Source organism: Pseudomonas glycinae, from assembly GCF_001594225.2.
Classification (GTDB): Bacteria; Pseudomonadota; Gammaproteobacteria; order Pseudomonadales; family Pseudomonadaceae; genus Aquipseudomonas; species Aquipseudomonas glycinae.
The window spans coordinates 4,478,907-4,502,103 of sequence record NZ_CP014205.2 but is presented as its reverse complement, the minus strand read 5'-3'; the positions used below and the strand labels follow the sequence as shown (position 1 = coordinate 4,502,103).

The window sequence follows — 23,197 nt, the reverse complement described above, 5'->3', positions numbered from 1 at the left end:
CGAAGTGATCTTTCATCCGTATCCATGGAGGTCGAACACATGGGCAGCAAGGCAGACACTGGTAGCGTGCGCTCGGTCGAACGGGCGCTGGCCATCGTCGAGTTGCTCGGCGAGCATCAGGCGCTGGGGCTGGAAGAGTTGCACTATCTGACGGCTCTGCCCAAGGCCACGGTGTCGCGGATGCTCGCGACCTTGCAGGAGCAGGGCTGGATCTATCGCGGCCTCAGCGATCGCCGCTACCGGTTGTGCGCCAAGCGACTGTTCGGTGACCGTCAGCAACGTTTCAAACGCCACCTTGTGGAAAGCGCCGCGCCGATGCTGCTGGAGCTGAGCGAGCGCACCGGGCTGGTGGCGGATCTGTCGTGCTTCGACGGCGAGCGGGTCGAAGTGATGGAAAGCGCGATTCCGCAAGTGCTGCGCAAGCGCTATCCAACTAACTGCCAGATCGTCGGCCATCACGCCAGCCTGTTTCATTCCGCCATGGGCCGGGCGTGCCTCGGCGAACTTGATAGCCGGGACGTGAAACGTCTGGCCGAACGCGAACAGTTGGCGGATGACGGTGTATTGCAGGCCACCGAACAAGCCTTGCATCAGGGCTTCGGCCAGCGCACCGAAGGTTATTGGGAATACCCGGTGCGCCTGCCGTTCCTGATTCGCGCGGTGGCCTTGCCGATTCGTGCGCAAGGGCGGCTGGTCGGCAGCATGGCGCTGCACTGGCCAATGGATCAGGCGCCGGTGGAACGGGTGCTGAGCCTGCACCTCAACAGCCTCGCGTCGACCATCGGCGAGGTGCAGCAGGCATTGGCCTGAGTGTTTGCACAGACTGACAGTTTGCAATAACGCCAAGGCCAGTTAAGGTTCGTGCACGTTTATCGGCCCCACGAGTCTTCAATGTTCAACCGTTCTCTGTGCAACGCCTTCGCCGGCCTGCTGCTGGGCGCCGCTGCGCTGCCGGTCCAGGCCAACTGGTATCTGGACGGCGAATCGTCGCGGCTGTCGTTCGTCAGCACGAAAAACGCCAACGTGTCCGAAGTGCAGCGCTTTCTGGTGCTGCACGGCAAGGTCGATCCCGATGGCCGCGCCGAAGTCGAAGTCGAGCTGGACTCGATCAACAGCGGCATCCCGCTGCGCGACGAGCGCATGCGCAAGGAGCTGTTCCAGATCGAGCAATTCCCCGAAGCGACCATCACCACACAAATCGACCTGCGCCCGATCAACGATCTGGCCCCCGGCGCGCAGCTTGAATTGCGCCTGCCGCTGACCGTCAACCTGCACGGCAAACAGCATGAATACCCCGCCGAACTGCTCGCCACGCGCCTTGATGACCGGCGCTTTCAGGTGGTGACCCTGGAGCCGCTGGTGATCAGCGCAGAGGATTTCGATCTGCTGCCGGGCCTGGAAAGCCTGCGCAACATGGCCGGCCTGTCGGCCATCAGTCTGTCGGTGCCGGTGGGTGCGGTGCTGATCTTCACGGCGCGCTGACATGCGCGGCGCGGTGTTTCCGTGGCGTGATGGCAACCGCTTCGAGCTGTTGATCGACGGCCCGCAATTCTTCCCGCGCATGCTCGACGAGATTGCCCGCGCCCGTGAGCAGATCGAACTGGAGTTGTACCTGGTGGAAGCCGGTGCCTGTGCCGAAACCATCGTGCAGGCACTGGTGCTGGCGGCGGAGCGGGGCGTGCGGGTGCGTTGCCTGTTCGATGATTACGGCAGCCTCGCGTTTACCCTCACGCTGCGCCGGCGGCTGACTGGTGCCGGGGTCGAGCTGCGTTTTTACAACCGGCTGAACTGGCGGCGCTGGGTCGGCAATTTCTATCGCGATCATCGCAAGCTGTTGCTGGTCGACCAGCGTCTGGCGGTGGTCGGCGGCACCGGGGTCACCGATGAGTTCTGGACGCCGGGCCACGACACCAGCGAATGGCACGAGGTCATGGTGCAGATCACCGGCCCGCTGGTGCTCGACTGGCAGTTGTTGTTCGACCGCCAATGGATCGCCAACCGCCATCGCCGGGCCTGGCGGCCCAACGCGCATTTCGGCCTGCCACGGTTGCCCCGCGTGCCGGACATGGGCGAGGGCATGGGCCGTGTGGCCTACGCCGACGCCCGTCAGCATCGGGACATTCTGCAATCGCTGTTCCGCGCCTTGAACAGTGGCCAAAAGCGTATCTGGCTGGCCACGCCGTACTTTCTGCCGACCTGGAAAATCCGCCGCTCCCTGCGCAAGGCCGCCGCCCGTGGCCTCGACGTGCGCCTGCTGCTGACCGGGCCGCGCACCGATCATCCGTCGGTGCGCTACGCGGGGCATCGCTACTACCCGCGCCTGCTCAAGGCCGGGGTGAAAATCTACGAATACCAGCCGTGTTTCCTGCACCTGAAAATGGTGCTGGTGGACGACTGGGTGAGCATCGGCTCGTGCAATTTCGATCACTGGAATCTGCGCTTCAATCTTGAAGCGAATCTGGAAGCGCTGGATCCATCATTGACGGCAGCGGTGGCGGCGAGTTTCGAGAAGGACTTCGGCCTGAGTCAGCAGGTGAGTCTGGAGGAATGGCGAAAACGGCCACTGTGGCGGCGGGTGAAGCAGCGGATCTGGGGCTGGGTGGATCGGGTGGTGGTCAACTTGCTCGACAGACGCGGCTAGTCGCAGTTGATCGTTCCCACGCAGAGCGTTGATCGTTCCCACGCTCCGCGTGGGAATGCAGCCCGGGACGCTCCGCGTCCCAAAGCGGACGCAGAGCGTCCATTGAGGCATTCCCACGCGGAGCGTGGGAACGATCGGTTAGCTTTAACAGTTACAGCAGTTCAAAGCTCTGCTGCGTCACGTCCTGGGAGTCCAGGCCGATCTGCACGTTGAACTTGCCAGGCTCGGCCGCGTACTTGAGCTGGGCGTTGTAGAACTTCAGGTCATCCTCGGTGATGGTGAAGTGCACGACTTTCTGCTCGCCGGCCTTGAGCATGATTTTCTGGAAGTTCTTCAGCTCCTTGACCGGACGGATCATCGACCCGGTGACGTCCTGAATGTACAGCTGCACCACGGTTTCGCCGTCACGCTTGCCGGTGTTCTTGACTGTGACACTGGCGTCGAGCTTGCCGGTGGCGTTCAGGGTGGTCGAGGACAGCGCCATGTCGCTCAGGCTGAAATCGGTGTAGCTCAGACCGAAACCGAACGGGAACAGGGGACCGGTGGTGTCATCGAAATACTGCGAGGTGTAGTTGCCCGGTTTGCCCGGCGTGAACGGCCGGCCAATGCTCAAGTGGTTGTAGTAGGTCGGGATCTGGCCCACGGAACGCGGGAAGGTCACCGGCAGCTTGCCCGACGGGTTGTAGTCGCCGAACAGCACGTCGGCGATGGCGTTGCCGCCTTCGGTGCCGCTGAACCAGGTTTCCAGAATCGCGTCAGCCTGTTCTTTCTCTTCGAGGAGCGTCAGCGGACGGCCGTTCATCAGCACCAGCACCAACGGCTTGCCGGTGGCTTTCAGGGCACGGATCAGCTCACGCTGGTTTTCCGGGATGTTCAGGTCGGTGCGGCTCGACGATTCGTGGGACATGCCACGGGACTCGCCCACCGCTGCAACCACAATGTCGGCGTCCTTCGCGGCTTTCACCGCTTCGTCGATCAGCACGTTGGCCGGGCGCGGGTCATCGACCACTTCCGGGGCGTCGAAGTTGAGGAAATTCAGGTAGTCGAGGACCTTCTTGTCGCTGGTGATGTTGGCGCCACGGGCGTAGATCAGGTTCGCCTTGTCGCCGATCACATTGCTCATGCCGTCGAACAGGGTCACCGATTGCGCCGGACGACCGGCGGCGGCCCAACTGCCCATCATGTCGATCGGGGCCTTGGCCAGCGGACCGACCAGCGCAACCTTCGCGGTTTTCTTCAGCGGCAGGGTTTCGTTCTGGTTCTTCAGCAGCACCAGGCTGCGACGCGCCACTTCGCGGGCATCGGCGCGGTGCAGGCGACTGTCGGCGTAGGTGTCGGCCGGATCGTCTTCAGCCTTGCCGATGCGCAGGTACGGATCCTTGAACAGGCCCATGTCGTACTTGGCGGCGAGGACTTCACGCACCGCGTTGTCGATGTCTTTCTGTTCGATCTCGCCGGACTTGAGCAGCCCCGGCAGCTCTTTGCCGTACAGGGTGTCGTTCATGCTCATGTCGATGCCGGCCTTGATCGCCAGCTTCGCCGCTTCACGACCGTCGCGGGCCACGCCGTGCTTGATCAGTTCGAAAATCGCGCCGTGATCGCTGACCGCCAGCCCCTTGAAGCCCCACTCCTTGCGCAGCAGGTCGTTCATCAGCCAGGTGTTGGCGGTGGCCGGGATACCGTTGATCGAGTTCAGCGCCACCATCACGCCACCGGCGCCGGCATCAATCGCGGCGCGGTACGGTGGCAGGTAGTCCTGGTACATCTTCACCGGGCTCATGTCGACGGTGTTGTAGTCGCGACCGCCCTCGACCGCGCCGTACAGGGCGAAGTGCTTGACGCTGGCCATGATGCTGTCGGCCGCGCTCGGGGTCTCGCCCTGATAGGCCTTGACCATGACTTTGGCGATGCGTGAGGTCAGGTAGGTGTCTTCACCGAAACCTTCGGAGCTGCGGCCCCAGCGCGGGTCGCGGGAGATATCGACCATCGGCGCGAAGGTGATGTCGAGGCTGTCGGCGGCGGCTTCCTTGGCTGCAACGCGCCCGGACCGGCCAATGGCGTCCATGTCCCAGCTCGATGCCAGGGCCAGCGGAATCGGGAAAATCGTACGGTGACCGTGGATCACGTCGTACGCGAAAAACATCGGAATCTTCAGCCGGCTGCGCATGGCCGCGTCCTGCATCGGACGGTTTTCCGGGCGGGTGATCGAGTTGAAGGTGCCACCGATGTTGCCGGCGGCGATCTCCTTGCGGATCAGCTCGCGGGGCATTTCCGGGCCGATGCTGATCAGGCGCAACTGGCCGATCTTCTCGTCGAGGGTCATTTGCTTCATCAGATGACTGATGAACGCGTCCTTGTTTTCCAGGGGGACCGGGGTCGTGGCGGCCAGTACTTGATGACTGGCCAGGCTGACGAACAGGCCCAGCAAACACAGCTTCTTCATGAATAGTTTTCTCAAGGGCCTAAACGGCGTTACAACACCGGCCAGCCAAAATGTAGGGAGCGACTATTGTTGTTCGGGTGCTGATTCAGAAAACGACAGCCGAATGTACGTCGAACGTCTCGGCGACATGATCGCGCAGGGCCTCTTTTTAGCCCATCGGCCCGCCGCAATCCAGTGGCGGGGCGATTATGCCGCAACCGCCGGCCAAGAATGTTTCGCGATTCATTATTCATGAAATGTGCAAGGGAGCACCCGTCCGATGAATGTCAGTCCTGTCTACCGCTCGCGTTTGCAGGTCGCCACCCTGCTGGTGCTGGCCACGTTGTTGACCGCTTGCGGCATCAACAATATTCCGACCCTCGACGAACAGGCCAAGGCTGCCTGGGGCCAGGTGCAGAACCAGTACCAGCGGCGCGCCGACCTGATCCCCAATCTGGTGGAAACCGTGAAGGGCTATGCCAAACACGAGGAAGCAACCCTGACTGCGGTGATCGAGGCCCGGGCCAAGGCGACGTCGATCCAGGTCGATGCCAGCACTCTCGACAACCCGGAAAAACTCAAGCAGTTCCAGCAGGCGCAGGATCAGCTAACCGGAGCCTTGAGCCGCTTGATGGTGGTGTCCGAACGCTATCCGGACCTGAAAGCCAACCAGAACTTTCTCGCCCTGCAATCGCAACTCGAGGGCACGGAAAACCGCATCGCCGTGGCCCGTCGTGATTTCATTCTGGCGGTGCAGAAATACAACACCGAGATCCGCACCTTTCCCGGTCGCCTGTGGCACAGCGTGATGTACAGCGATCTGCCGATCCGTGAGACCTTCGAAGCCACCAGCCCCGGTGCGGACAAGGCCCCGGAAGTGAAGTTCTGAGCCGGGGATGTCCATGCGTGTGTTGAAGATGGGCCTGGTGCTGATGCTGTGGCTGTTCACCGTCAGCGCCCGGGCCGAAATGACCTTTCCGGCGCTGACCGGGCGGGTGGTGGACGACGCGCAGATGATCGAGCCGTCGGTGCGCGCGCAACTGAGCCAGCAGTTGCAGGCCCACGAACAGGCGACCGGCGAGCAGTTGGTGGTCGTGACGCTGCCGAACCTGCAAGGCGCCACCATCGAGGACTATGGCGTCGAACTCGGCCGGCACTGGGGCATCGGCCAGAAGGACAAAAACAACGGCGCGCTGTTGATCGTCGCCCGTGACGAGCGCAAATTGCGCATCGAAGTCGGCTACGGGCTGGAAGATCGCCTGACCGATGCCCAGAGTTCGGTGATCATCCATCAGGTGATCACGCCATCGTTCAAGGCCGGCAACTTCAGCAAGGGCATCAGCGACGGTGTGGCGGCGATGCTGGTGGTGCTGGGCGGCAATCCGCTGGACGAACCGTCCACGGTGTATGAGTCGGCTGGCGACCCCGCGAATGATTTCGTCTCGCGCCACCCGGCATTGTTCGTATTTCTGGTGATGTTGTTCATCCTGACTGTTTTTGTCTGCCAGATGCTCGGTATCCTTCCCGCCGGCCGGGGCGGCTCCGGAGGAGGGGGCGGCTTTGGTGGCGGAGGTTTTGGCGGCGGCGGTGGAGGCGGGGGCTTCAGCGGCGGCGGTGGCAGTTTCGGCGGGGGCGGGTCCTCCGGCGGCTGGTGATAACAATAATGAGCAGGCACTTCACGACATGGCATTACTGACTGAACACGAACAACGCAAGGTCGCCGAGGCCATCGCCCGGGTCGAGCGCGAGACCGACGCCGAACTGGTGACGGTGCTCGCGGCCCGCGCCGACGACTACGCGTACATCCCGCTGCTGTGGGCCAGCCTGCTGGCGCTGGTGGTGCCGGGGATCGTGCATTACCTGACGGGCTGGCTGACGATGCACAGCCTGTTGCTGGTGCAGTGGGTCAGTTTTGTCGTGCTGTGCCTGGTATTTCGTCTGCCAAAGGTCACCACTCATCTGATCCCGCGCCACGTCCGCCACTGGCGCGCCTCGAACCTGGCCCGCCGGCAGTTTCTCGAACAGAACCTGCATCACACGGTGGGCAGCACTGGCATGCTGATTTTTGTCTGCGAGGCGGAGCGATATGTGGAGATTCTGGTGGACGAAGGGATTTCCAGAAAGCTGGATAACAAGAGCTGGGATTCGATTGTCGCGGTGTTTACCGAGCAGGTGCGACAGGGGCAGACGTTGCAGGGCTTTGTCACCTGCATTGAAGCGTGCGGCGAGTTGCTCAAGGTGCATGTGCCGGTGACGCAGGTGAGGAATGAGTTGCCGAATCGGTTGGTGGTGTTGGGATAAGCCGTTCGGGAAATTAGCCGTGCCCTCGAACGCCATCCCCCCTAAACTAGCGGCCATTCCCGATTTGCCCGTCCGAGGCCGCTTTTTCCCATGTCCGTTACCGCTCCTTCCGCATCTGCCAAACCGGCGCCCGATCACCACGCCCGGTTCATCGAGCTGCTGCAAACCAGCCTCGAACAGAACGGCTTCATCAAACTGGTGCTGGCCAAGTACGTCGGCGAAGAAGCGGACCTGCAGCGGATCATCATCAAACCGGTGACGGTCAAGGCGCAGCCGTGCCTGTCGTTCGTTTATCGCTACAAGACCCGCGACATCACCAAGAACCTGCCGTTGGACGAAGCGCTGGCGACGATTGCCGGGCTGCTGCCGGCGGCGTTCAAAAATGCGCATTTGCTGGCCCTGACTGACGAAGCCCAGCTCGAATACAGCAAAAAGGGCAAGAGCTCGCTGTTTATGAGCAAACCCCAGCAATTGCGCGAAGTGCCGTCCGCCGAGCATAACCGCGAGAAAAACCGCTTCCTCGATCTGAACCGACCGTTCCTCAAGGACCTGGGCGTGACCAACGCGCAACACGAGCTGATCCCGGCGATGTCGCGCAAGTGGAAGCAGATCAACAAGTTCATCGAGGTCTTCAGCCACGCGCTGACCTCGTCGCCGCTGGCCCTCGACAAACCGGTGCGGGTGGCGGATTTCGGCTCAGGCAAGGGTTATCTGACGTTCGCCATCCATGACTATTTGCGCAACACGTTGAAGGCCGAGGGCGAAGTCACCGGCGTCGAACTGCGCGAAGAAATGGTCAACCTGTGCAACACCGCCGCCGCGAAGCTGGAACACCCGGGGCTGGTGTTCAAATGCGGTGATGTGCGCAGCGTGGCGCCGAGCGAGCTGGACGTGATGATCGCCCTGCATGCCTGCGACATCGCCACCGACTACGCGATCCACACCGGCATCCGCTCCGGCGCCTCAATCATCATGTGCTCGCCGTGCTGCCACAAACAGATCCGCTTGCAGATCCAGAGCCCGGCGCTGCTCAAGCCGATGCTGCAATACGGCCTGCACCTGGGTCAGCAGGCGGAAATGGTCACCGACAGCTTGCGTGCGCTGTTCCTCGAAGCCTGCGGTTACGAGACCAAGGTGTTCGAGTTCATCTCGCTGGACCACACCAACAAGAACAAGATGATCCTCGCCGTAAAGCGCGCCGAGCCGGTGGACCCGACTCAGTTGCTGGTGAAGATTCAGGAGTTGAAGGCGTTCTACCAGATCAGCGAGCACTGCCTCGAAACCCTGCTGCTCGCTGACGGCCTGCTGAAGCTCAAGGCTTGAGCTGAACCCCGGCGGGTAACGTGCCCGGTTGAGCCGGGCGCACCGCGGTCTTGCGCCCGAGCATCACCGTCGCGATCACCCCGCAGGCGAACAGCCAGGTGATCGGCTCCACATGTTCCCCAAAGAACAGCGCGGAAAACGCGATGGTGAAGAAGATCTGCAACAGCTGGATCTGACTGACCCGGGCAATGCCCCCCATGGCCAGCCCGGCGTACCAGGCGAAGAAACCCAGGAACTGCGAAAACAGCGCGACGTAACCGAAGGCCCACCAGGTTTTCGCCGACACCGCGCCCTGATGCTGCAACGCCAGGTACAACACCGGACCGATCAGCAGCGGCGTCGACAGCACCAGCGCCCAGCAGATTACCTGCCAGCCGCCCATCTCCCGGGCCAGCCGCCCGCCCTCGGCATAACCCAGACCGCCCACTGCAATCGCACCCAACATCAATAAATCCCCGGCCTGAATGCTGCCGGCGCCGGTGTACAACGCATAACCCAGCACCAGCGCACTGCCCAGCGCCGCACAGGCCCAGAAGGCTTTCGACGGACGTTCATGGGACAGCCACGCGGCATACAGCGCCACGCACAGCGGCTGCAAACCGTTGACCAGCGCACCGTGGGACGCCGGCAGGGTCTGCATAGCCCACGCCGACAGCACCGGGAAACCGAGAATCACCCCGGCAATCACCAGGCTCAGGCCTTTGACCTGCTTCCAGGTCGGCCACTTTTCCCGTCGCCACAATAACAGCGCCGCTGCCGGAATCGCCGCGAACAAGGCGCGGCCGAGGCCGTTGAGCAGCGGGTGCAGTTCCTGCACCACGATGCGGGTGAAGGGCAGGGTAAGGCTGAAAATCACCACGCCGAGCAGGCCGAGGGCCATGCCGGTGTTTTCGCGCGAAGACATGAGGGCAAACCGATTCAAAGGTGGCAGGGAGGTGCCTTCATCTAGCCACAAACCACGGCAATCGGGCTGTTACAGCTGAGCGCAGAGTTATCCATACAGTTTGCGACGCCATCACGATCCTTGGACTACTGTGAATATTCCTGCGCATTCACCAGAGGAGTCCTGCCCATGGCCGCGAAAAAGATACTGATGCTGGTCGGCGATTACGTCGAAGACTACGAAGTGATGGTGCCGTTCCAGGCCCTCCAAATGGTCGGGCACACCGTGCATGCCGTGTGCCCGGACAAGGCCGCCGGCAAGACCGTGCGCACCGCGATCCATGACTTTGAAGGCGATCAAACCTACAGCGAGAAACCCGGTCACCAGTTCGCCCTGAACTTCGATTTCGCCAAGGTCGATGCCAAGGATTACGACGCACTGCTGGTGCCCGGCGGGCGTGCGCCGGAATACCTGCGGCTGAATGAAAAAGTCCTGGTACTGGTGCGCGCCTTCGACAAGGCCGGCAAGCCGATTGCCGCCGTCTGTCACGGCGCGCAACTGCTGGCGGCGGCGGGGATTCTTGAAGGTCGCGAGTGCAGTGCCTATCCGGCCTGTGCCCCGGAAGTGCGGCTGGCCGGCGGCACCTACATCGACATCCCGGTCACGGACGGCCATGTCCAGGGCAACCTGGCCACCGCGCCCGCCTGGCCGGCGCACCCGAAATGGCTGGCCGGTTTCCTCGGTTTGCTTGGAACCAAAATCACCCTGTGACACATCGATAAGGAGAAACACCATGTCCGGATGGTATGAGTTGAGCAAAAGCAGCAACGGCCAGTACAAGTTCGTGCTGAAAGCGGCGAATGCCGAAACCATTCTGACCAGCGAGCTGTACACCAGCCGCACGGCCGCCGAAAGCGGCATTGCCTCGGTGCAGACCAACAGCCCGCTGGACGAACGCTACGAGAAAAAATCGACGAAGGACGGCCATCCCTATTTCAACCTCAAGGCGGCCAATCACCAGATCATCGGCAGCAGCGAATCCTATTCCTCGGACGCGGCCTGCGCCAAAGGCATCGCCAGCGTCAAGGCCAACGGGCCGTCCAAGGTGATCAAGGACAAAACCCTGCCGGTGCTTTGAACCACCCATGACCTTCAGTCGCCAAATCCTTGGCGACTGAATTCTGGCTATGTGCCATCATTTCGCTTATCCTCCGCCGCCAATCCAAGGAAGGGGGCGTTGAGATGACTCTTTCGCGGAAATTTTGAACCACTGCCGCCAGAGTTTTCCCACTGATGATCCGCTTTTTCGTTGTCCTGACCCTGCTGCTTGGCTTGAGCGGCTGCTATAGCCTTTCCCCGACCCGAATCGATGATGAACTCGCACCGAGTGCCGATTCCGGCACAGCGTACCTGGTGGGTGTGGTCGGCATCTGGCCGAAAGCGGCCTATGCGGCCCAGGAACAGATGCTGCTGATCCGCAAGCGTGGCAGTGACGAATTCGCCAGCGCGCGCCTGCACAACGAGTTCTATGCCCGCACGGCACGGGACGTGCGCGAGACCGGCCGTGGTATCGGCACCCTGTTCGTGATGCCGCTCAAACCTGGACGCTACGAGATCTACAACGTGCGATTCGATCGCGGCAGATCGGTGTCCTGGAGCCGTGAAGACTTCACCATCGGCATGCAGCTCGAAGCGGGCAAGGCTTATTACATCGGTGACTTCCGCGCCGGCTGCGTGTCCCCCAGCGACAGCACCTGCCTGTTCCTGCACAGCGATCACCTCGAACGCGACGCCGCGCTGGTCCGCGCCGGGTATCCGCAAGTGCCCGGCCTGCAACGACTGGACATGCCGAACCTGTACACCGCCACACCGTTTATTCGTGAAGAGAACGGCACCAGCGCCTCCGTCTACAAAGCCATGCTCTCGGGGAAATTCTGATGCTCATCAAACGTCTGCTTCTGGGCTTGCTTCTGCTGCTCGGCGGTTGCCAGGCCACCCATTCGCTGAAGGCGCCGGACGTCGATTACAGCAGCCAGCAATTGCCGGCCATCAACGTCAGTGTGATCGGCATGCCAAGCTGGATGCTGCGTGACGAATTGCGTCGGCGTGGCACCTTTGAAGAAGTGAAGGCCGGTCGCAGCGAAGACGGCTACAACGTTTTAGTCATTGCCAACAGTGATGTCGGCGGGATTCAGCCGCAGATGCTTCTGAGCGCCTTCACTCTGTTTCTGGTGCCGGTGCCGGTGAGTTTCGACAGCACGGTGGTGTTCAGCCTCAGCCATGGCAAGCAGATACTGGGCGTCTACACCGTGAAGAACCACACCGAATCCTGGCGCGGCGCATTCAACGCCTCGGGCGGTCAGTTCGAACACATGCGCTTGATCAGCGACACGTTCATCGCGCAGATTCTCAAGGATCAGCCGTTCCACCGCGAAGCCATGAAACGCGCCGCCAGCCTCTGATCGACGGCCACAAACAATCCCACCCGGGGTGAACCGGGCGGGATTTTTTTCGTTCAGCGCAAGGTGTTCAGCAAGGCCTGCAATTGCGTACGCCCGGCCTCAGCCAGCGGGAACACCGGCAAACGCGGATCGCCGACTTCCAGACCGGTCAGTCGCAGACCGGCCTTGATCGTCGCCGGCAAGCCACCCTTGAGGATGAAGTCCAGCAGTGGCAACTGGCGGTAGAACAGCTCTCGCGCCTTGCCGAGATCCCCCGCCAGTGTGGCTTCGTACAAATCCAGATTGAGCTGCGGGATCAGGTTCGGTGCCGCCGTGCACCAGCCTTTGGCCCCGGCAGCGAAGGCTTCCAGCGCCAGCGGGTTGCAGCCGTTGTAGAACGGCACCCGGCCTTCGCCGAGCAGTTGCAGCTTGTGCATGCGCTGGATGTCGCCGGTGCTCTCCTTGACCATGGTCACGTTTTCCACGCCGTTGACGATGCGCAGGATCAGCTCCACCGACATGTCGGTGCCGCTGGTGGCCGGGTTGTTGTAGAGCATGATCGGCACGCCGATGCTGTCACCGATGGCGCGGTAGTGGGCGAGGATTTCCGCTTCGGTCAGCTTCCAGTAAGAGGCCGGCAACACCATCACCACGTCGGCGCCATGGGCTTCGGCAAAGCGTGCGCGGCGTACCGCTTTGGCGGTGGTCAGGTCGGACACGCTGACCACGGTCGGTACGCGCTTGGCCACGTGCCTGATACTGAATTCGGCGACCTGATCCCACTCCGCATCGCTCAGGTAGGCGCCTTCGCCGGTGCTGCCCAGTGGCGCAATGGCGTGGACGCCGCCGGCGATCAGACGGTCGATGGAGCGGCCGAGGGCCGGCAGGTCAACGCCTTCGCCGTTGGCGCCGAACGGGGTGATGGTGTAGCCGATGATGCCGTGAATGTTGGACATGAGAGTGCTCCGCAAGGATGAAGTGTTCAGTTCAGGCAATCGGCGTGCTGACGCAGGTTCTGCCGGGCGTAGTAGTTGAAGGCCGCGGCGTGGCGTTTCGGTTTCGACACCCAGTCATGCGCCTCGCGACCCAGCTCGGGAATGATCGGCTTGATCGTCCCGGCGGCCATCGCCAGCAATTGCAGCTTGGCGGCGCGCTCGATCAATTGCGCGATGACACAGGCTTCCTCGATGGTCGTCCCAGTGGACAGCTGTCCGTGGTGGGAAAGCAGGATCGCCCGCTTGTCGCCCAACGCCCCGGCAATCAGTTCGCCTTCTTCGTTACCCACCGGCACACCCGGCCAGCCTTCGAGGAACGCACAATCGTCGTACAGCGGGCACAGGTCCATGTGGGAAATCTGCAGCGGCACTTCCAGCATCGACAGCGCGGCAATGTGCGTTGGGTGAGTGTGAATGATGCAGTTCACGTCCGGCCGGGCGCGGTACACCCAGCTGTGGAAACGGTTGGCCGGGTTGGCCATGCCGTGGCCTTCGAGCACTTCGAGGTCTTCGTTGACCAGCAGCAGATTACTCGCGGTGATTTCATCGAAACCCAGCCCCAGTTGCTGAGTGTAGTAAGTGCCCGGTTGCGGGCCACGGGCGGTGATCTGCCCGGCGAGGCCCGAATCGTGGCCGTTCTCGAAGAGGATCCGGCAGGTCAGGGCCAGCTTTTGCCGGTCTGTCCACGTATTATCCGCCAGGCTTTTTTGCATCTGGGTCAGCGCTTGCTTGACCAGTTCGTCTTTGGGTAGTGCTAATGTCTTCGCCATATCCGTGTCCTGTGGTGGTTGCCATGGATGACACTTAAGAGGCTATATGACACTTTGTGTCATTGGCAAGGACAAATCGTCTTTCCTTTGCTGGATTAATCGCTTCGCATGTCTATCCGTTTGAAATTATTGAGAAAAAAACTTGGCGTAACCCTTGAGGCACTGGCCGAGAAATCCGGCATGACCAAGAGTTATCTGTCGAAGGTCGAGCGCGGGTTGAACACGCCGTCGATAGCCGCCGCGCTGAAACTGGCCAAGGCGCTGAACGTGAAAGTCGAGGAGCTGTTCTCCGAAGACAACGTCAGCCTCGACGGCTACAGCCTGGTGCGCAGCCACGAACGCCAGTCGCTGGCGGCCAACGACCACAGCCCCGGCTACGCGGTGCTGGCCCATCAGGTCAGTGAGCGCAGCCTGCTGCCGTTCATCATTTACCCGCCGAGCGAATTCACCGACAAAACCTTCAAGGAACACTTGGGCGAGGAGTTTCTGTTTGTCCACGAAGGCCGGGTCGAAGTGGACTTCGTGAACGAGCGGGTGCTGCTGGAACGGGGGGATGCGCTGCACTTCAATGCGCAGAAACCCCATCGCATCCGCTCAGTGGGCGAAGTGCAGGCGCAGTTGCTGGTGGTGGTGCACAGCAGCGAGGAGTGATCAGACCTCAACCGGCACCGACAGCTTGGGATTGCCCAGCGCATGGCTTTTGGAATCAAAGAACCGCAACGCGACGCCCGTGCCCTCGAACAGCTTCGCGTAATGCCGCTTCTGGTGCTGGATGAACGCCGCGCTGCGCGGGTAGATCGAGATCGCCACGGTCTTCGGTGTCGCCAGACGCAGGGCGCGCACGAGGTGGCTGTCCTGTTCGCCGAGGGCGTGGCCGAAGATGCACAGGTTGTCGCCGTGTTCGAGTAACTGGTCGTAGCAGAACGACAGATAATCGGAACTGCGGATGGTCTTGAGCTTGTCGGCGCTCGGCCCTTCGTTGACGAACAGCGGCACATCATCCAGCGTCTTGATCGTGTTGTTGATCGCGAAACTACCGAGCAGCGTGCCCTCGGTGGCGGTCAGCTTGCGTGCCGTGCCGTCTTGGTTGCGCACCAGATGCAGACCGCCGTGCAGGTACAGCAGACGCGGTTTTTCAGTGTGGCTTTCGCACAGATCGAAACTGGCGTCGGGGCCGTTGAACAGGTCGTCGATGACCTCGCCCTGATGTTGCAGGGCCCAGTAATTGAGCAAATCGTAATTGGTGGTGAACACCGTGCGATAACTTGCCAGCTCGCTGTTCAGGGTTGCCAGGGTCGACGCTTCGATCAGCCGCCACGGGATGTGTACCGCGTGCACGGTGTTGATCAGCGCTTCCTTGATCGCGTAGTAGCGGTTACGCGGCGCGGCCGAGCTGACGGCCAGCGCCTTGTTGACCCGACTGGTGGTTTTCAGCGCGCCGAGCACCTGCTCGAAGCTGCGCGTGTGCAGGGCGTCGAACACGCTCAGTTCCGACGGGCTCAACGGTTTTTCTTCCACCGTGCGGGCGTTTTCGAACAGCGAGTCGTAGCCGAAATCGTCCCACACCGCGCGGCTGGCGCCGTTGCCCAGCAGCAGGCCACTGAAGTCGGTGGTGGCGCGCAACGCGTTCCAGTCTTCGAGTGTGGCGTCGACATCCAGAAAATCGGTCATTGCAGGGCACGTCTCAAAACAGAGGGGCAGATGGACGGCGACTTTATCACGAGCGGGCATTGAGCCAGATCAACATCCGCCGTGACCGATCGGTCGATCCTTTGCGCACCCGCCGAATTGCAAGCATCGATTTGGCCCCAGCCAGGAGACGCGCCATGAGCAGCACCTTTTTCATTCCCGCGGTAAACATCATGGGCAGCGGCTGCCTTGACGACGCCATGAACGCGATCCGCAACTACGGTTTTCGCAAGGCGCTGATTGTCACCGATGCCGGGCTGGCCAAGGCCGGCGTGGCGACGATGATCGCCGAGAAACTGGCGATGCAGGACATCGATTCGGTGGTCTTCGACGGCGCCAAACCCAATCCGAGCATCGCCAACGTTGAGTCAGGACTGGCGCTGCTCAAGGAGAGTCGCTGCGATTTCGTGGTGTCCCTCGGCGGCGGTTCGCCCCACGACTGCGCCAAGGGCATCGCCCTGTGCGCGACCAACGGCGGGCAGATCCGTGACTACGAAGGCGTCGATCAATCGACCAAGCCACAACTGCCGCTGATCGCTATCAACACCACCGCCGGCACCGCCAGCGAGATGACCCGGTTCTGCATCATCACCGACGAAACCCGCCACGTGAAAATGGCCATCGTCGACCGCAACGTCACGCCGCTGCTGTCGGTCAACGACCCGGCGCTGATGGTTGCCATGCCGAAAAGCCTGACCGCCGCCACCGGCATGGATGCGCTGACTCACGCGATCGAAGCCTACGTCTCTACCGCCGCCAACCCGATCACCGACGCCTGCGCACTGAAAGCCATGACCCTGATCAGCAACAACCTGCGCCTGGCCGTGCGCGACGGCAGCGACCTGGCGGCGCGGGAAAATATGGCCTACGCGCAGTTCCTCGCCGGCATGGCGTTCAACAATGCCTCCCTTGGCTACGTGCATGCGATGGCGCACCAGTTGGGCGGTTTCTATGACTTGCCCCATGGTGTTTGCAACGCGGTGCTGCTGCCCCATGTGCAGACGTTCAACGCACAGGTCTGTGCCGGTCGTCTGACCGATGTGGCCCACGCCATGGGCGCCGACATTCGTGGCTTCAGTCCGGAAGAGGGCGTCAAAGCCGCGATCGATGCGATTCGTTGCCTGGCCAGGGACGTGGAGATTCCCGGTGGCCTGCGTGATCTCGGCGCCAAGTGCACCGACATCCCGGTGCTCGCCGCCAACGCCTTGAAAGACGCTTGCGGCTTCACCAATCCGCGAGTGGCGGATCAGCGGCAGATCGAGGAGATTTTCCGCAGCGCGTTTTAAGCGGGCTGATGATCGGGCGTTAACCTCGTGCAGAGCAACGCGCCAAATGCCAGAACGCAGCACAGCATCGATAGCGGCCACGCCTGCGGACCAGCGAGCAGGCTGGCCATCGCGCCGATCAGTGCAGCCATCAATTGGTGGATGAAACCGCTCAGGGCCATCGCGTAAGCGCCGGCAATCGGCGCTCCATCGTTGGCCCGTGACAGGCTGATGGGATAGTTCAGCGACTGACCGAACACGGCGACGCAGTAAGGAAACCAAAGCAGCCAGGCCATCGAGCTGGCCAACAGGCTGCCAGCCAGCATCACGCCAGTGCCTGCCATCACCAACCCGACCCCCAGTGTCATCAGCCGGTGTTGACCGGTACGCAGCACAAAGCGATTGACCGCCAGCGCCGCCAGAAAATAAGCCGCACTGATCGGCCAGCCCAACAGCCCGTATTCGGTCGTCGACCAGTTGAACGGGCCTTGCAGAATCAACGGCGCAGCGCTGTTGAACGCGATGATCACGCCATAACCCAGACCGCCCGCAAGCGCCGGCAGCAGAAACGCCCGATGGATCAGGATCGTTCGATAGACCTCCCAGGGCGAAGCGGTTGTGGGCGCTTCGATGAGTTTCGGGAAACTAAGGCGCGAGACTATCGCGGCCATCAACAGGCTGACCGCGCCCAGCAGATAAAAGATCGCCTGCCAGCCCAGCGTCACCTGAATGAGCGAACCGGCGTATTGCCCGATCCCGAGCGCGACAACGAACGAAATCGAAATCCACGACAACGCCTTCGCCAGCAGATCCCCCCGAAAGCTGTCACGAATCAGCACCCGCGCCATCACCGAAATGCCGCTGGCGCCGATCCCCTGAAGCAGTCGCAGCAACAGGAACGATTCCAGCGTCGCACCCTGCGGCAGTGCCAGATTCGCCAGGCCATAAATTCCCAGCGCCGCGAGCAGCACCGGTTTGCGGCCGATGCGCTGCGCCAGACTGCCCCAGAGCAGCATCGGCAGCGCCATGCCGATCAGGTACAGCGACAACCCCCAGGCCACCTGTGTTGCATCGACGTGCAAGTGCCCGGCGATCTGCGGCAACGCCGGCAGGTAAATGCTCATGCCCAACTGGGCGAGGAACACGGTGGAGCAGGTGATGAGCAGGATAAGTCCGGGGTTCATGAGTCGTCCGTGGGGGCAGAGATGTTCGCTTTCGGTCAGTAAAAAACCAAGCGAATGATACGTCAGGCCATAATCGGCTGTGTCCGGTAGTGCTGTGTGCCTTTTCAATTTTTCCTGTAAGCGTTGCCAGTGTTGAATGCAAGGCAATTGAGTGTCTGCACGGGGCGCAACCCGGCTATCCTGCCGGATCAACGAACCCACGTTATCGAGCTTGCCATGCTGCAAAAAAGCCTGATCCGCCGCCTCGACCTGATCACCCTGCAATTGTTCGTCGCCGTCCACGAGGAAGGCACGTTGACCCGTGCCGCCTCCCGCGAGGCGATTGCCGTGTCGGCGGCGAGCAAGCGTTTGATGGAACTGGAGGAAGCGCTGGGCATCAGCCTGTTCGTGCGCCAGGCCAAGGGCATGACCCTGACCCCGGCCGGCGAAACCCTGTTGCACCACGCTCGGCAGATGTTGTTCAACGTCGAGAAAATGGGCCTCGAACTGGGCGAGCACAGCCACGGTGTGCGCGGCTATGTGCGGATGCTGGCGAACCTGTCGGCGATCATTCAGTTTCTCCCCGAAGACCTGCGCGATTTCACCGCGCAACAGCCGCAGGTCAAGACCGATCTGGAAGAGCGGCCCAGCGCCGGCGTGGTTCAGGGCGTGCTCGATGGCGTGGCGGATCTGGGTATCTGTTCCAGCGACAGCGACATCAAAGGCCTGCACAGCGTGCGCTATCGCCGGGACAAACTGGTGGTGGTGATGCTGCCCGAGCATCCGTTGGCGGTGCGCGAATCCGTCGCGTTCAGTGAAACCCTCGACAGCGATTACGTCGGTCTGCACGCCGCCAGTTCGATCAATATGCGCACCCACGCTGCCGCGCGGCAGGCCGGCAAGGTGTTGCGCATCCGCATTCATGTGCCGGGCTTCGATGCCGTGTGCCGGATGGTGCAGGCCAACATGGGCATCGGCATCCTGCCGCAGCGGGCTTATGAGTTGTTCGGCCGGGCGCTGGGGTTGCAGGCGGTGCCGCTGACCGATGGCTGGTCGGATCGTGACTTGCTCGTGGTGGTGCGTGACCAGGCCGGGCTGTCGCCGGTGAGCCGGATCCTGTTCGAGCATTTGCGCGCAGCCAGCTGAGCGTTCGCGTTTGGCGAACGGCCGTTGCCGAGTGACGGCTGGATCGCGGCCATGACGTTCCTCTAGCCTTGGCCGCAATTCCAAGAACAAGAGGTACCCCGCGATGACTGCCCCTTTGAGTGCGATCAAAGTGATCGAAATCGGCACCCTGATCGCTGCGCCGTTTGCCGCGCGCATGCTTGCCGAATTCGGCGCCGAAGTGATCAAGATCGAAGCCATGGGTCAGGGCGACCCGCTGCGCAAATGGCGCAAGCTGCACGAAGGAACGTCGCTGTGGTGGTACCTGCAATCGCGCAACAAGAAATCCCTGGCGCTCAATCTGAAATCCGCCGAAGGCATCGAGCTGGTCAAGCAACTGGCGCGCGATGCCGACGTGATCATCGAAAACCTGCGCCCCGGCGCCCTGGAAAAACTCGGCCTGGGCTGGGACGTGCTGCACGCCCTGAACCCCAACCTGACCCTGGTGCGCATTTCCGGCTACGGCCAGACCGGCCCTTACCGTGACCGCCCCGGCTTCGGTGCGATCGGCGAGGCCATGGGCGGCATTCGCTACACCACCGGCACCCCCGGTTCGCCCCCGGCGCGGGTCGGCGTCAGCCTCGGCGATTCGCTGGCTTCACTGCACGCGGTGATCGGTGCACTGATGTCGCTGCTGCGGGTCAAGACCGGGCAGGGCGGCGGACAGGTTGTCGATGTGTCGCTGGCCGAAAGCGTGTTCAACGTCATGGAAAGCCTGGTGCCGGAATACGACATGCTCGGCCATGTCCGCGAACGCAGCGGCGGCGCGTTGCCGGGCATCGCACCTTCCAATACTTACCTCACGGCTGACGGCGCCTACGTGGTGATCGCCGGCAACAGCGACCCGATCTACAAGCGTCTGATGCAGGTCATCGGTCGGGATGATCTGGCCGAAGCCGAAGAATTCGCCCACAACGACGGCCGCGCCGCAAAGAGCGGTCTGCTCGACGCTGCCATCACCCACTGGACGAGCAGCCTGCCGATCAATGACGTACTGGCGGCGCTGGAAGCCGCCGAAGTGCCGGCCGGCCGCATCTACTCGGTGGCCGACATCGTTGCCGATCCGCACTATCAGGCCCGGGACATGTTGCTTGACGCCGCGTTGCCCGGCGGGGCGACCGTGAAGATGCCGGGCATCGTGCCCAAACTCTCGGAAACCCCCGGTGGTGTGAACTGGTCGGGCCCCGGCCTCGGTCAGCACACCGATGGCATCCTCGCCGGTCTCGGCCTGACCGCTTCTGACATCGAACGCCTGAAAAGCCAGGGGGTGGTGCAATGATCAGCGATTACTCGCAGACCCTGATCGTCCAGGAAGTCTCGCCCCGGGACGGCTTGCAGATCGAGCCGAGCTGGGTCGAGACCGAAGACAAGATCGCCCTGATCGATCAACTGTCCCGGGCAGGATTCAGCCGCATCGAGGCCGGCTCGTTCGTCTCGCCGAAAGCGATCCCGGCCCTGCGCGATGGCGAGCAGGTGTTCAAGGGCATCCAGCGTCAGCCGGGGGTGATTTACGTCGCGCTGATTCCCAACCTCAAGGGTGCGCAACGGGCACTGGAGGCTGGCGCCGATGAACTGAACCTGGTGATGTCCGCCAGCCAGACTCACAACCTGGCGAACATGCGCATGCGTTGCGAAGCCTCGCTGGCGGCGTTTGGCGAGATCGTGAGCTTCGCCAGCGGCTCGGGCGTGCGGCTCAACGGCAGTATCGCGACGACTTTCGGTTGTCCGTTTGAGGGCAGGATTGACGAGGATCGCGTGCTGCAAATCGTCGAAGCCTATCAGGCACTCGGCATTCAGGGCATCACCCTGGCCGACACCACCGGCATGGCCAACCCGCGACAGGTCGACCGACTGGTGCGGCGGGTGTTGCAGCGGGTTTCGGCGGCGGATCTGACTCTGCACTTTCACAACACCCGAGGCCTGGGATTGTGCAACGTGCTGGCGGCTTACGAAGCGGGCGCCCGGCGTTTCGACGCGGCATTGGGCGGGCTCGGCGGTTGCCCGTTTGCGCCCGGCGCGTCGGGCAACATCTGCACCGAAGACCTGGTCAACCTCTGCGATGAAGTCGGCATTCACACCGGCATCGATCTGCCTTTGCTGCTGAAACTGTCCCGTGGCTTGCCCGCGCTGCTGGGCCACGAAGTGCCGGGGCAACTGGCCAAGGCCGGACGCAATTGCGATCTGCACCCGATCCCCACCTGATGTCACACGCTCACTGACTTACCCCCAACCAGACAACAAAAACAATCGGACGCCCACCGGCAGTCCGCCTGGAGAAAAAACTATGAGCCTCAATGTAATGGAGGCGGGCGCAAGCTCGTCCGTCGATCACGATGCCGAAAAAGCCCTGGTCAGCAAGGTCGCCTGGCGCCTGATGCCGTTGATCATGGTCTGCTACCTGTTCGCCTTCTTCGACCGCATCAACATCAGCTTCGCCAAGTTCCAGTTGCAGGCCGACCTGAGCCTGAGCGACACCGCTTACGGTCTCGGTGCCGGTCTGTTCGTGGTCGGTTACGTGCTGTTCGAAGTACCGAGCAACATGATGCTGTACAAGGTTGGCGCGCGGCGCTGGATCGCCCGGATCATGATGTCCTGGGGCGTGGCGACGGCGCTGATGGTGTTCGTCAACAGCGAATGGCAGTTCTACGTGCTGCGCTTTCTGATCGGCGCGATGGAGGCCGGTTTCGCCCCCGGCGTGCTGTATTACCTGACGCTGTGGTTCCCGCAGCACTTCCGTGGCCGCATCACTTCGATGCTGTTCCTGGCCTCGGCGTTTGCCGGGCTGGTCGGTGCGCCGTTCTCCGGACTGGTGCTGGAACACCTTGATGGCGTGTTGCAGATGCGCGGCTGGCACTGGTTGTTTCTGCTCGGTGGCGTGCCCTGTGTCGGCCTCGGGTTTTTGGTACTGACCTTGCTCAAGGACCGCATCGAGGACGCTCACTGGCTGACGCCGGAAGAGAAAAAACTGCTGGCCAGCCGCATCGCCCATCATGAACCGCACAAGAGCGGCGGCTCGTTGCTGGCGGCGCTGAAAATTCCGGGTTTCCTGACTTTGGGGCTGATCTACTTCCTGATCCAGGTTGCGTCCTACGGCTTGAATTTCTGGGCTCCGCAACTGATCCGCAGTGCCGGCACCGAGAGCCCGGTGATGATCGGCCTGCTGACCTCGATCCCCTACATTTGTGGTGCGATCAGCATGGTGGTGATCGGTCGTCTGTCCGATGCTACGGGTGAGCGGCGCAAGTTTGTCGCGGGGCTGGTGATCGTCGGCGCCATCGGCTTTTTCAGCGCGGGGATTTTTGCCAGCCACACCACGTTTTTGATCGTCGCTCTTGGCTTGTTGGGCGCCGGGATCATTGCGTCGATTCCGAGCTTCTGGACCTTGCCACCGAAACTGCTGGCGGGTGCCGGGGCCGGTGCGGCGGGCGGGATTGCGGTGATCAATACACTGGGGCAGTTCGGCGGCATCGTCAGTCCGGTGATGGTCGGCCGAATCAAGGACCTGACTGGCAGTACCACACCGGCACTGTATGTCATCGGTGTGGCGGCACTGATCGCGGCGGCGTTGCTGCTGTGGGGGCTGCCGCAGAAATTGCGCACACTCGACAAGTACTGAGTTTCCGGGCTGGTCGTTCCGATCACGCGAACGATCAGCCCGCCGGTGCCAAGGACCTGGCGGCCGAGTCACCAAACTGGATCAGCACCACTCCCGCCATCAACAACAGCGCTCCGAACAGGCGCGGCAATGTCAGATGTTTCTCCACCAGCCCGAACAGGCCGAAATGATCCAGCACGATTGACGTGGTCATTTGCCCGGCCAAAGCCAGCGCCAGAAATCCCGAAGCCCCCAGCTTCGGCAGCAACACCACCGCCAATGCGACGAAGCACACCCCGAACGCGCCGCCGGTCCACATCCACAGCGGCAGCTTGCAGGCGAAGGCCAGCGACGGCAACGGCAGGCGCAGGGCGACAATCACCGGCAACAACACCAGCACGCTCACCACCAGCGAGGTGAACGTCGCCCACAGCGGATGCCCCAACCCCCGCGCCAGGTTGATATTGATCGCACTCTGAAACGGCACCACCGCCCCGGCAAATACTGCCAACAGCAGCAAACCGACCCACTGCATCGTTCCCATG

The 23,197-nt window shown here is 62.1% G+C and carries 25 protein-coding genes; 18 read left to right on the top strand and 7 right to left on the bottom strand.

Annotated features, from left to right (window positions below):
• Positions 1-39 precede the first annotated feature (39 nt).
• The 3 genes from AWU82_RS20560 to AWU82_RS20550 all read left to right on the top strand — a co-directional run bounded on the left by AWU82_RS20560 (position 40) and on the right by AWU82_RS20550 (position 2,641).
• Entirely contained in the window at positions 40-810 is a 771-nt protein-coding gene (locus AWU82_RS20560) for an IclR family transcriptional regulator (RefSeq protein ID WP_064382993.1), read from the top strand.
• A gap of 81 nt (positions 811-891) precedes the next feature.
• Positions 892-1,482: a YceI family protein gene (locus AWU82_RS20555; protein WP_064382995.1), complete on the top strand. Its 591-nt coding sequence runs from the start codon at positions 892-894 to the stop codon at positions 1,480-1,482.
• 1 nt (position 1,483) lies between these two features.
• Positions 1,484-2,641, top strand: a complete 1,158-nt coding sequence (locus tag AWU82_RS20550) for a phospholipase D-like domain-containing protein (protein WP_064382997.1) — start codon at positions 1,484-1,486, stop codon at positions 2,639-2,641.
• Positions 2,642-2,792: 151 nt separating this feature from the next.
• Here AWU82_RS20550 and bglX read toward each other — a convergent pair whose 3' ends face one another.
• Complete coding sequence (gene bglX / locus AWU82_RS20545; RefSeq protein ID WP_064382999.1) at positions 2,793-5,084, bottom strand: beta-glucosidase BglX; 2,292 nt, start codon at positions 5,082-5,084, stop codon at positions 2,793-2,795.
• Between bglX and AWU82_RS20540 the strand changes: the two genes are divergently transcribed.
• The 5 genes from AWU82_RS20540 (at position 5,083) to AWU82_RS20520 (ending at position 8,687) form a co-directional block, all read left to right on the top strand.
• The gene (locus tag AWU82_RS20540) at positions 5,083-5,319 is read left to right on the top strand and encodes a hypothetical protein (protein ID WP_139831639.1); all 237 of its coding nucleotides are present in this window, start codon (positions 5,083-5,085) and stop codon (positions 5,317-5,319) included. The genes bglX and AWU82_RS20540 overlap by 2 nt on opposite strands.
• 24 nt (positions 5,320-5,343) lie before the next feature.
• Entirely contained in the window at positions 5,344-5,952 is a 609-nt protein-coding gene (locus tag AWU82_RS20535) for a LemA family protein (RefSeq protein ID WP_064383000.1), read from the top strand.
• Between the two features lie 13 nt (positions 5,953-5,965).
• On the top strand, positions 5,966-6,718 hold the full coding sequence (locus tag AWU82_RS20530) for a TPM domain-containing protein (RefSeq protein ID WP_064384150.1): 753 nt from the start codon (positions 5,966-5,968) through the stop codon (positions 6,716-6,718).
• 28 nt (positions 6,719-6,746) lie between these two features.
• A complete protein-coding gene (locus AWU82_RS20525) occupies positions 6,747-7,364 on the top strand; it encodes a TPM domain-containing protein (RefSeq protein ID WP_064383003.1) in 618 nt (205 codons plus the stop codon).
• A 90-nt stretch (positions 7,365-7,454) separates the two neighbouring features.
• Complete coding sequence (locus AWU82_RS20520) at positions 7,455-8,687, top strand: class I SAM-dependent methyltransferase (protein ID WP_064383005.1); 1,233 nt, start codon at positions 7,455-7,457, stop codon at positions 8,685-8,687.
• Here AWU82_RS20520 and AWU82_RS20515 read toward each other — a convergent pair.
• Positions 8,677-9,591: a DMT family transporter gene (locus AWU82_RS20515; RefSeq protein ID WP_064383007.1), complete on the bottom strand. Its 915-nt coding sequence runs from the start codon at positions 9,589-9,591 to the stop codon at positions 8,677-8,679. The genes AWU82_RS20520 and AWU82_RS20515 overlap by 11 nt on opposite strands.
• A 168-nt stretch (positions 9,592-9,759) precedes the next feature.
• Between AWU82_RS20515 and AWU82_RS20510 the strand changes: the two genes are divergently transcribed.
• The 4 genes from AWU82_RS20510 (at position 9,760) to AWU82_RS20495 (ending at position 12,032) form a co-directional block, all read left to right on the top strand.
• Positions 9,760-10,341 carry a DJ-1/PfpI family protein gene (locus tag AWU82_RS20510; protein WP_064383009.1) on the top strand — a complete coding sequence of 194 codons (582 nt, stop codon included), beginning with the start codon at positions 9,760-9,762 and terminating at the stop codon, positions 10,339-10,341.
• A 22-nt stretch (positions 10,342-10,363) separates the two neighbouring features.
• A complete protein-coding gene (locus tag AWU82_RS20505) occupies positions 10,364-10,708 on the top strand; it encodes a YegP family protein (RefSeq protein WP_064383011.1) in 345 nt (114 codons plus the stop codon).
• 155 nt (positions 10,709-10,863) lie between these two features.
• Positions 10,864-11,508, top strand: a complete 645-nt coding sequence (locus tag AWU82_RS20500; protein WP_064383013.1) for a hypothetical protein — start codon at positions 10,864-10,866, stop codon at positions 11,506-11,508.
• Positions 11,508-12,032, top strand: a complete 525-nt coding sequence (locus AWU82_RS20495; protein ID WP_064383015.1) for a hypothetical protein — start codon at positions 11,508-11,510, stop codon at positions 12,030-12,032. The genes AWU82_RS20500 and AWU82_RS20495 overlap by 1 nt, the downstream gene beginning before the upstream one ends.
• Before the next feature lie 53 nt (positions 12,033-12,085).
• Here the strand turns inward: AWU82_RS20495 and AWU82_RS20490 are convergent, their stop codons facing one another.
• Both AWU82_RS20490 and AWU82_RS20485 read right to left on the bottom strand, forming a co-directional pair.
• Positions 12,086-12,967 (bottom strand): dihydrodipicolinate synthase family protein, encoded by an 882-nt coding sequence (locus AWU82_RS20490; RefSeq protein ID WP_064383017.1) that lies wholly within the window; start codon positions 12,965-12,967, stop codon positions 12,086-12,088.
• A 26-nt stretch (positions 12,968-12,993) separates the two neighbouring features.
• On the bottom strand, positions 12,994-13,776 hold the full coding sequence (locus AWU82_RS20485) for an aldolase (protein ID WP_007957912.1): 783 nt from the start codon (positions 13,774-13,776) through the stop codon (positions 12,994-12,996).
• A gap of 108 nt (positions 13,777-13,884) precedes the next feature.
• Here AWU82_RS20485 and AWU82_RS20480 point away from each other — a divergent pair, with 108 nt between their 5' ends.
• Positions 13,885-14,427 carry a helix-turn-helix domain-containing protein gene (locus AWU82_RS20480; protein ID WP_011332854.1) on the top strand — a complete coding sequence of 181 codons (543 nt, stop codon included), beginning with the start codon at positions 13,885-13,887 and terminating at the stop codon, positions 14,425-14,427.
• On the opposite strand, the gene AWU82_RS20475 is transcribed toward AWU82_RS20480, so the two are convergent.
• A complete protein-coding gene (locus AWU82_RS20475) occupies positions 14,428-15,447 on the bottom strand; it encodes a DUF4917 family protein (RefSeq protein ID WP_064383019.1) in 1,020 nt (339 codons plus the stop codon).
• A 155-nt stretch (positions 15,448-15,602) separates the two neighbouring features.
• Between AWU82_RS20475 and yiaY the strand changes: the two genes are divergently transcribed.
• Positions 15,603-16,751 (top strand): L-threonine dehydrogenase, encoded by a 1,149-nt coding sequence (gene yiaY, locus AWU82_RS20470; RefSeq protein WP_064383020.1) that lies wholly within the window; start codon positions 15,603-15,605, stop codon positions 16,749-16,751.
• Here yiaY and AWU82_RS20465 read toward each other — a convergent pair.
• Complete coding sequence (locus AWU82_RS20465) at positions 16,748-17,914, bottom strand: MFS transporter (protein ID WP_064383022.1); 1,167 nt, start codon at positions 17,912-17,914, stop codon at positions 16,748-16,750. The two genes, yiaY and AWU82_RS20465, sit on opposite strands and share 4 nt — an antisense overlap.
• A 216-nt stretch (positions 17,915-18,130) precedes the next feature.
• On the opposite strand from AWU82_RS20465, the gene AWU82_RS20460 reads away from it, so the two are divergent.
• The 4 genes from AWU82_RS20460 to AWU82_RS20445 all read left to right on the top strand — a co-directional run bounded on the left by AWU82_RS20460 (position 18,131) and on the right by AWU82_RS20445 (position 22,673).
• Positions 18,131-19,039 carry a LysR family transcriptional regulator gene (locus AWU82_RS20460; RefSeq protein ID WP_064383023.1) on the top strand — a complete coding sequence of 303 codons (909 nt, stop codon included), beginning with the start codon at positions 18,131-18,133 and terminating at the stop codon, positions 19,037-19,039.
• A 103-nt stretch (positions 19,040-19,142) separates the two neighbouring features.
• Entirely contained in the window at positions 19,143-20,336 is a 1,194-nt protein-coding gene (locus AWU82_RS20455; protein WP_064383025.1) for a CaiB/BaiF CoA transferase family protein, read from the top strand.
• A complete protein-coding gene (locus tag AWU82_RS20450) occupies positions 20,333-21,259 on the top strand; it encodes a hydroxymethylglutaryl-CoA lyase (protein WP_064383028.1) in 927 nt (308 codons plus the stop codon). Before AWU82_RS20455 ends, AWU82_RS20450 begins: the two co-directional genes overlap by 4 nt.
• 82 nt (positions 21,260-21,341) lie before the next feature.
• Positions 21,342-22,673, top strand: a complete 1,332-nt coding sequence (locus AWU82_RS20445; protein WP_011332861.1) for an MFS transporter — start codon at positions 21,342-21,344, stop codon at positions 22,671-22,673.
• Positions 22,674-22,707: 34 nt separating this feature from the next.
• Here the strand turns inward: AWU82_RS20445 and AWU82_RS20440 are convergent, their stop codons facing one another.
• Complete coding sequence (locus AWU82_RS20440) at positions 22,708-23,196, bottom strand: DMT family transporter (RefSeq protein ID WP_064383029.1); 489 nt, start codon at positions 23,194-23,196, stop codon at positions 22,708-22,710.
• Position 23,197 lies beyond the last annotated feature (1 nt).

Excerpts from the sequence above, each read along its gene's own strand:
- AWU82_RS20560 (WP_064382993.1), top strand. The coding sequence starts at position 40 with ATGGGCAGCAAGGCAGACACTGGTAGCGTGCGCTCGGTCGAACGGGCG.
- AWU82_RS20555 (WP_064382995.1), top strand. The coding sequence starts at position 892 with ATGTTCAACCGTTCTCTGTGCAACGCCTTCGCCGGCCTGCTGCTGGGC.
- AWU82_RS20550 (WP_064382997.1), top strand. The coding sequence starts at position 1,484 with ATGCGCGGCGCGGTGTTTCCGTGGCGTGATGGCAACCGCTTCGAGCTG.
- AWU82_RS20540 (WP_139831639.1), top strand. The coding sequence starts at position 5,083 with ATGAATAGTTTTCTCAAGGGCCTAAACGGCGTTACAACACCGGCCAGC.
- bglX (WP_064382999.1), bottom strand. The coding sequence starts at position 5,084 with ATGAAGAAGCTGTGTTTGCTGGGCCTGTTCGTCAGCCTGGCCAGTCAT.
- AWU82_RS20535 (WP_064383000.1), top strand. The coding sequence starts at position 5,344 with ATGAATGTCAGTCCTGTCTACCGCTCGCGTTTGCAGGTCGCCACCCTG.
- AWU82_RS20530 (WP_064384150.1), top strand. The coding sequence starts at position 5,966 with ATGCGTGTGTTGAAGATGGGCCTGGTGCTGATGCTGTGGCTGTTCACC.
- AWU82_RS20525 (WP_064383003.1), top strand. The coding sequence starts at position 6,747 with ATGGCATTACTGACTGAACACGAACAACGCAAGGTCGCCGAGGCCATC.
- AWU82_RS20520 (WP_064383005.1), top strand. The coding sequence starts at position 7,455 with ATGTCCGTTACCGCTCCTTCCGCATCTGCCAAACCGGCGCCCGATCAC.
- AWU82_RS20515 (WP_064383007.1), bottom strand. The coding sequence starts at position 9,591 with ATGTCTTCGCGCGAAAACACCGGCATGGCCCTCGGCCTGCTCGGCGTG.
- AWU82_RS20510 (WP_064383009.1), top strand. The coding sequence starts at position 9,760 with ATGGCCGCGAAAAAGATACTGATGCTGGTCGGCGATTACGTCGAAGAC.
- AWU82_RS20505 (WP_064383011.1), top strand. The coding sequence starts at position 10,364 with ATGTCCGGATGGTATGAGTTGAGCAAAAGCAGCAACGGCCAGTACAAG.
- AWU82_RS20500 (WP_064383013.1), top strand. The coding sequence starts at position 10,864 with ATGATCCGCTTTTTCGTTGTCCTGACCCTGCTGCTTGGCTTGAGCGGC.
- AWU82_RS20495 (WP_064383015.1), top strand. The coding sequence starts at position 11,508 with ATGCTCATCAAACGTCTGCTTCTGGGCTTGCTTCTGCTGCTCGGCGGT.
- AWU82_RS20490 (WP_064383017.1), bottom strand. The coding sequence starts at position 12,967 with ATGTCCAACATTCACGGCATCATCGGCTACACCATCACCCCGTTCGGC.
- AWU82_RS20485 (WP_007957912.1), bottom strand. The coding sequence starts at position 13,776 with ATGGCGAAGACATTAGCACTACCCAAAGACGAACTGGTCAAGCAAGCG.
- AWU82_RS20480 (WP_011332854.1), top strand. The coding sequence starts at position 13,885 with ATGTCTATCCGTTTGAAATTATTGAGAAAAAAACTTGGCGTAACCCTT.
- AWU82_RS20475 (WP_064383019.1), bottom strand. The coding sequence starts at position 15,447 with ATGACCGATTTTCTGGATGTCGACGCCACACTCGAAGACTGGAACGCG.
- yiaY (WP_064383020.1), top strand. The coding sequence starts at position 15,603 with ATGAGCAGCACCTTTTTCATTCCCGCGGTAAACATCATGGGCAGCGGC.
- AWU82_RS20465 (WP_064383022.1), bottom strand. The coding sequence starts at position 17,914 with ATGAACCCCGGACTTATCCTGCTCATCACCTGCTCCACCGTGTTCCTC.
- AWU82_RS20460 (WP_064383023.1), top strand. The coding sequence starts at position 18,131 with ATGCTGCAAAAAAGCCTGATCCGCCGCCTCGACCTGATCACCCTGCAA.
- AWU82_RS20455 (WP_064383025.1), top strand. The coding sequence starts at position 19,143 with ATGACTGCCCCTTTGAGTGCGATCAAAGTGATCGAAATCGGCACCCTG.
- AWU82_RS20450 (WP_064383028.1), top strand. The coding sequence starts at position 20,333 with ATGATCAGCGATTACTCGCAGACCCTGATCGTCCAGGAAGTCTCGCCC.
- AWU82_RS20445 (WP_011332861.1), top strand. The coding sequence starts at position 21,342 with ATGAGCCTCAATGTAATGGAGGCGGGCGCAAGCTCGTCCGTCGATCAC.
- AWU82_RS20440 (WP_064383029.1), bottom strand. The coding sequence starts at position 23,196 with ATGGGAACGATGCAGTGGGTCGGTTTGCTGCTGTTGGCAGTATTTGCC.